Below are 5,198 nucleotides of genomic sequence, written 5' to 3' on the forward strand. Positions count from 1 at the left end.
GCGGGAGATCGCCCGGCTGACGGCGGAGCATCGGGCCGGCGCCGCCGATCTGGCCGAGAAGCAGGAGCGGGCCGAGCGGCTGGGCGCCGTGGCCAGCCGCTGCCAGGGCAAGGCGGCCCCCTACATCTCCCTGCAGCGCTGGGTGCTCTCGGCCTACCTCGCCGATATCTGCGGCTACGCCAACCAGCGGCTCACCCTGATGACCTCCGGCCGCTACCAGCTGCGGCTCACCGACGAGGGGGGCCATGGCGGCCGCAAGGCCGGCCTGGGCCTGCGGGTGCTGGATGCCTACACCGGCGAGGAACGGGAGGTGAGCAGCCTGTCGGGCGGCGAGACCTTCCAGGCCTCCCTGGCCCTGGCCCTGGGGGTGGCCGACACGGTGCAGGCCCACGCCGGCGGCGTGCCCCTGGAGGCCCTGTTCATCGACGAGGGCTTCGGCAGCCTCGACCCCGACAACCTGCAGCTGGCCATGGACGAACTCGACCGGCTGCGGGAGGGGGGCCGCATGATCGGCCTGATCAGCCACGTCGGCGCCCTACGGGAGCGCATCCGCGGCGGCATCGAAGTGATCGCCGGGGATCGCGGCTCGAGCCTGCGGGTGGGGGTCACGGCCTGACGCGACCTCCCTAGAGCAACCCCCGGTGGCGCACGAACAGCTGCACCATCGCCCAGGAGCCCAGGGTCACCTTGATGGCCACCAACACGTTGAGCAGGGGGATCCAGCCCCCCGAGGCCAGGGTGCCGAAGGTCCCGGCCGGCTGGGGCACCCCCGCGAGGGCGAAGGCGGAAAGCACCACGAAGGCGATGACGGCGGCCTTCTCCCAGAGGTCGGCGCGCCAGCGGCGGTAGAGGCGGTCGGAGAGCCGGGCCGAGCCGCTGATCAGCACCAGGCCGATGGCGGTGCCGCCGGCCACGCCCGCCGCGAAGCCGCCCCCCGGCGAGAGGTGACCGCGCAGGGCCAGCTCCACCCCGATCAGGGCGGCCATGGTGGCGCCCAGCTGGCAGAGCACCACCGAGGGCGCGTCCTCGATGGCCCGGATGCTCGTCTTGGTGGGCTCCCCCGCCAGCAGGTAGCGCACCCCGATCGAGGCCAGGGTGAACACCACCACTTCGGCGATGGTGTCGTAGAGGCGGGTGTGCAGGATCACCCCCGACACCAGATTGGGCACATCGGTCATGGCGGCCAGGGAGGCGATCACCGGGCCGATGGGCGGCGCCGGCGGCAGGGCCGCGGCCAGCGGTGCGAGGCAGAGGGCGGTGGCGGCCAGCAGGTAGAGCCAGGTCATGGCTCCTCCCGCAGCAGCAGTTCCCCGCCGCTCTTCTGCCAGCGGCGGTAGCCCTCCAGGGCCTGCAGGCGTTCCGTCAGTCGGGGGTTGCTGAGCTCCAGCCGCAGGTCCGGGCCGAGCCGGCCGTGGCTGGCGTCGGCCTCGCCGATCGCCTCCGGAGCTCGTGGCAGCAGGCGCAGCCGCAGCGACAGGGGCTCCAGCCAGTCGCGCAGCAGCGCCTGGCTGGCCGCGCTGGGGGGAGCGTCAGCCGGATAGGACAACCGCAGCGCCATCGAGGAGCGCAGCGCCACCGCATAGAGGGTGGTGGAGAGCAGGGTGCCCACCAGGGCCTCGGTGATCGCCACGTCCGGAGCACCCAGCAGGGCATAGAGCAGGGTGGAGACCGACCCGAGAATGCCCCGCAGCACCAGGGTCTGGTACGGATTCGACTGGCTCACCAGCAGCACGGCGGTGAGGGGCAGCAGGGCGGTGATCGGCAGGAGCAGGTCGAGCTCGCCGAGCACGGACACGGTGCCGCTCATGGTTCCGGCTCCCGGCGGGAGGCCAGCGAGCAGTTGGCCAGCACGTAGCCGAAGATCGTGTTCCACAGGATCAGCGCCACCAGGGCCAGCACCAGCAGGGGCCACTGGCCGGGTATCCGCAGCAGCAGGCCCAGCAGCATCAGCCCCGAGCCGAGGGTGTCGGCCACCGAGAGGGCATGGAGCTTGCTCAGGTAGCTGCGGCTCTCCAACAGGGGCCAGGTGCCCCAGAACCAGAACACCAGACCGGCCCCCAGCAGCAGCAGGCTGGCGTGATCGGCCAGGACGGCGAGGGTCATCGCTCCGTCCCCCGCAGCAGGTTGGCCAGCAGCAGCAGCCCGGCGTTGCCGGCGCAGAGCACGATCACGCCAGCCAGGCCCAGCATGCGGTCGCCCCGCACCGCCGACACCACCAGGACGATCAGCGCCACCTTGCTGGCGACGCTGGAGAAGGCCGCCAGGCGGTTCCAGACATCGGAGGGCCGGCAGGCCACCGCGATCGGTATCAGCAGGGCCAGCACCATCCCCCAGAGCAGCACCGTCATGGCGTCGGCCCTCCGGCCTGGGGCTCAGCGGCCGGGGTCGGGCGGGGCGTGAGGGCGTGGATCCGGTAGCGGCGTCCACCGTCCTCCAGCCCGAGAACGATCGTGAAGGGGGTGAGGGTGATGCGGAACACGTCCAGGAACACCAGCAGGGGGCTGGTGCCATCGGTGGTGGCCTCGCTGGTCTCCACCTCCACCGGCTCGCGGCCGACGATCAGCCGCAGCGCCTCCAGGTAGGCCTGGGGCACGGCCAGCAGGCTGCGCCCCAGGGCCCGTAGCAGGGCCCGCAGGGGCAGGGGCCTGGATTGGGCGCGGGGCAGCAGCAGGGCCACCACCAGCCCGATCAGCAGGTTGAGGCGGCTCAGGTCGGCGGTCAGCAGACACCAGACCCCCAGCCGAAAGCCGGTGGTGAGCAGCAGGGGCAGCAGGCGTCTCATCGGATCCATACCAGCAGGCCGGCGCCCACCACCCCGATGCCGCCGACGAGGTCGGGGAAACCCTCGACGTCGGGCAGCCGGAACCAGTTGCGGCGCCGCAGGGGCTGCAGCAGCCGGTGCAGCCCCACCCCAGCCGCCAGCACCAGAGTCGCCTTGGCGGCCGCCGGCAGCAGCTCCGGACTCCAGGTGCGGCTGGCCTCGGCGGCACCGAGCAGCACCAGCGCCAGCAGCAGCAGCACCACCCCCGGCGACCAGGCCGGCTCCGGCGGGCCCATGGCCGCAGGACGTGATGCCGAGGCCTCAGCCGTTGCCACCACGTCCTGCAGGGGGGCACCCCAGAGACGCGCATAGACAGCGGCGGTGCCCACGGTGAGCAGGCTGAGCAGCAGGCCCGTGGGCTCCGGCAGGCCGCGATCCAGCCCCGCCTTGGCGAAGAAGCCCAGCAGCGGCGGCACCCCCACGATCGAAAGGGAGCCGATCCACAGCGGCAGCCACACGCCGGCGTCCAGGGGCCGGCCGGCCCAGCCGGCCAGGTCGCGGCCGGGGAAGCGGCGGGCCAGCAGGAACAGGGCGGCCTTGGCCAGCCCGTGGCCGAGGGCATAGAGCCCTCCGGCGGCCGGTGCCAGCACCACCAGGCCCATCTGGGAGAGGGTGCTCCAGGCGAGCAGCCGCTTGGCATCCGCCTCCACCAGGGCGAACAGCAGCCCCAGGCCGGCGCTGGCCCACCCGATCAGGGGCAGCACCGCCGCCAGGGTGGGCACGACGCTGCTCAGCCGCAGCAGGGGAACGACCCCGGCGGCGACCACCACGCCGGAGAGCAGGGCGGAGACCTCCGCCGGCGCCTCGGCGTGGGTGCGGGGCAGCCACAGTCCCGAGAGGAACAACCCGGCCTTGGTGAGCAGTCCCACCAGCAGCAGCGCCAGGGCGGCGGCACCGGCGGCGGCGACGGCCTCGAGGCGGAAACTGCCCTGGGTCAGATAGACGACGGCAGCACCGACCAGATAAAGGGTCATCACCGTGTTGCCGATCAGCAGGTAGCGCAGCGCCAGCCACAGGGAGCGCTCCGAGCGGCTGCCCAGGATCAGCAGGAAGGCACTGATCCCCACCACCTCCAGGGTCACGTACAGGCTCACCAGGTCCACCGCCACGAAGGCGGAGGCCAGGCCGCCGTGGAGAACCATCAGCAGCAGCAGGAAGGGGCCGGGCAGGGTCCGGCGCCAGCCGTCCAGCACCACCGCGCCGCAGACCAGGGCATTGAGGAGCAGGAACGGCGCCGCCAGACCATCGGGCTGCAGCTCCACCCCATAGGGGCCGAGCAGGCTGAGGCTCGCCGGCAGGGCACCGGCCTGGACCGCGACGGCCACCGCACCGGTGGCCAGGCAGCAGACCAGGGCCAGCCAGCGGGCCAGGGGGGGCAGCAGGGCGGCCAGGAAGGCCGCCGTGTAGGGCAGCAGCAGCCAGCCGATCAGGAGGGCCTCGCCGGCGGGGGCCGCCATCAGCGCCGCCCCCGGGCATCGAGGCGACCGGCATCGAAGCTGGCCAGATCGAGACTGGGGTCGGTGCGGGCCAGGCGGGTGATCACCACCAGCAGCAGGGCCTGGATCGAGAGGCCGATCACGATCGCCGTGAGGATCACGGCCTGGGGAATCGGGTCGGCCATGGGCACGGGGGCCGCGACCGCCCCGGGGACGAGGGGCGCCGCCAGGATGGGGCTCAGCAGGCCGGAGCGGGCGGCAACCAGCACGAACAGGGCCACCACGGCGGAGCCCATCACGTCCATGGCCAGCACCTTGAGGAACAGGTTGCGGCGCAGCAGCAGACCGACGAATCCGACCAGCACCGCCACCAGGATCAGGAGCTCAAGCAGCCGAAAGGGATCCATCGGACGTTGTCTCCCGGAGGACGGCCGGGACACGGAGCGGGATGGTAGCCGTTGCTTCCAGATACCGACGATCCGCAGCGGCGGGCCGCTTCAGGCGGACGGGTGGAACTGCTCCGCCAGCAGGCGGCGCTGGTACTCCACCGACAGGGCCTCCAGGTGGGATCGGGCCTGCTCCTGCAGGCCGGGATCCATCTGGTCGAGCACCAGACCCCGGGGCACCCCCATCCGCATCACCAGCGCCAGGGCGTCGAAGATCCGCACCTGGTCGCCCTGCCAGCCCTGGTATTCGGCGGCCAGGGCCATCAGCGCCTCGCCGGAGGCCTGACCGGCCATGACCCGCGGCCGCAGCTCCTGCACCTGGGCCAGACGGGCGGAGCTGACCAGGGCATGGGCCGCACCCAGGGCGGCCAGGGAGTCGGCGGCTTCACGCTTGAGCACGGTCATGTCGCGGCTGAGCACGGCCGCCTCCACCGAGAGGGGCTCCCGCACGCCGGGGCAGAGGGCGGCGACCCGATCGACCGGTGGAGCCGGTGG

Annotated in this window: 9 protein-coding genes; 1 reads left to right on the plus strand and 8 read right to left on the minus strand. The window is 72.9% G+C overall.

Translation table 11 applies throughout. The annotated features are described in order from the left end of the window. On the plus strand, positions 1-616 hold a 616-nt coding region (locus tag VB737_RS05275), incomplete at its 5' end, for an SbcC/MukB-like Walker B domain-containing protein (protein ID WP_500311742.1). A 10-nt stretch (positions 617-626) separates the two neighbouring features. On the opposite strand, the gene VB737_RS05280 is transcribed toward VB737_RS05275, so the two are convergent. The 8 genes from VB737_RS05280 to VB737_RS05315 all read right to left on the minus strand — a co-directional run. Then, positions 627-1,286: a Na(+)/H(+) antiporter subunit B gene (locus VB737_RS05280; protein ID WP_500311744.1), complete on the minus strand. Its 660-nt coding sequence runs from the start codon at positions 1,284-1,286 to the stop codon at positions 627-629. Further along, positions 1,283-1,807 (minus strand): hydrogenase subunit MbhD domain-containing protein, encoded by a 525-nt coding sequence (locus tag VB737_RS05285; RefSeq protein WP_500311746.1) that lies wholly within the window; start codon positions 1,805-1,807, stop codon positions 1,283-1,285. The genes VB737_RS05280 and VB737_RS05285 overlap by 4 nt, the downstream gene beginning before the upstream one ends. After that, positions 1,804-2,103 (minus strand): monovalent cation/H(+) antiporter subunit G, encoded by a 300-nt coding sequence (locus tag VB737_RS05290; protein WP_500311748.1) that lies wholly within the window; start codon positions 2,101-2,103, stop codon positions 1,804-1,806. Before VB737_RS05290 ends, VB737_RS05285 begins: the two co-directional genes overlap by 4 nt. After that, positions 2,100-2,348, minus strand: coding sequence for a hypothetical protein (locus VB737_RS05295; RefSeq protein ID WP_500311750.1), 249 nt, complete (start codon positions 2,346-2,348; stop codon positions 2,100-2,102). The genes VB737_RS05290 and VB737_RS05295 overlap by 4 nt, the downstream gene beginning before the upstream one ends. Beyond that, positions 2,345-2,782 (minus strand): Na+/H+ antiporter subunit E, encoded by a 438-nt coding sequence (locus VB737_RS05300; protein ID WP_500311751.1) that lies wholly within the window; start codon positions 2,780-2,782, stop codon positions 2,345-2,347. The genes VB737_RS05295 and VB737_RS05300 overlap by 4 nt, the downstream gene beginning before the upstream one ends. Next, positions 2,779-4,278, minus strand: a complete 1,500-nt coding sequence (locus tag VB737_RS05305) for a proton-conducting transporter transmembrane domain-containing protein (RefSeq protein ID WP_500311753.1) — start codon at positions 4,276-4,278, stop codon at positions 2,779-2,781. The genes VB737_RS05300 and VB737_RS05305 overlap by 4 nt, the downstream gene beginning before the upstream one ends. Further along, complete coding sequence (locus tag VB737_RS05310) at positions 4,278-4,664, minus strand: NADH-quinone oxidoreductase subunit K (RefSeq protein WP_500311754.1); 387 nt, start codon at positions 4,662-4,664, stop codon at positions 4,278-4,280. Before VB737_RS05310 ends, VB737_RS05305 begins: the two co-directional genes overlap by 1 nt. A gap of 90 nt (positions 4,665-4,754) precedes the next feature. Then, positions 4,755-5,198: hypothetical protein (locus VB737_RS05315; protein WP_500311756.1), on the minus strand; the 444-nt coding region annotated here is incomplete at its 5' end.

The sequence above is a fragment of the Synechococcus sp. BA-120 BA3 genome, assembly GCF_034931285.1.
Taxonomy (GTDB): Bacteria; Cyanobacteriota; Cyanobacteriia; order PCC-6307; family Cyanobiaceae; genus Cyanobium.

Coding starts and splice junctions, on each gene's coding strand:
- VB737_RS05310 (WP_500311754.1), bottom strand. CDS start 4,664: ATGGATCCCTTTCGGCTGCTTGAGCTCCTGATCCTGGTGGCGGTGCTG.
- VB737_RS05280 (WP_500311744.1), bottom strand. CDS start 1,286: ATGACCTGGCTCTACCTGCTGGCCGCCACCGCCCTCTGCCTCGCACCG.
- VB737_RS05300 (WP_500311751.1), bottom strand. CDS start 2,782: ATGAGACGCCTGCTGCCCCTGCTGCTCACCACCGGCTTTCGGCTGGGG.
- VB737_RS05295 (WP_500311750.1), bottom strand. CDS start 2,348: ATGACGGTGCTGCTCTGGGGGATGGTGCTGGCCCTGCTGATACCGATC.
- VB737_RS05290 (WP_500311748.1), bottom strand. CDS start 2,103: ATGACCCTCGCCGTCCTGGCCGATCACGCCAGCCTGCTGCTGCTGGGG.
- VB737_RS05285 (WP_500311746.1), bottom strand. CDS start 1,807: ATGAGCGGCACCGTGTCCGTGCTCGGCGAGCTCGACCTGCTCCTGCCG.
- VB737_RS05305 (WP_500311753.1), bottom strand. CDS start 4,278: ATGGCGGCCCCCGCCGGCGAGGCCCTCCTGATCGGCTGGCTGCTGCTG.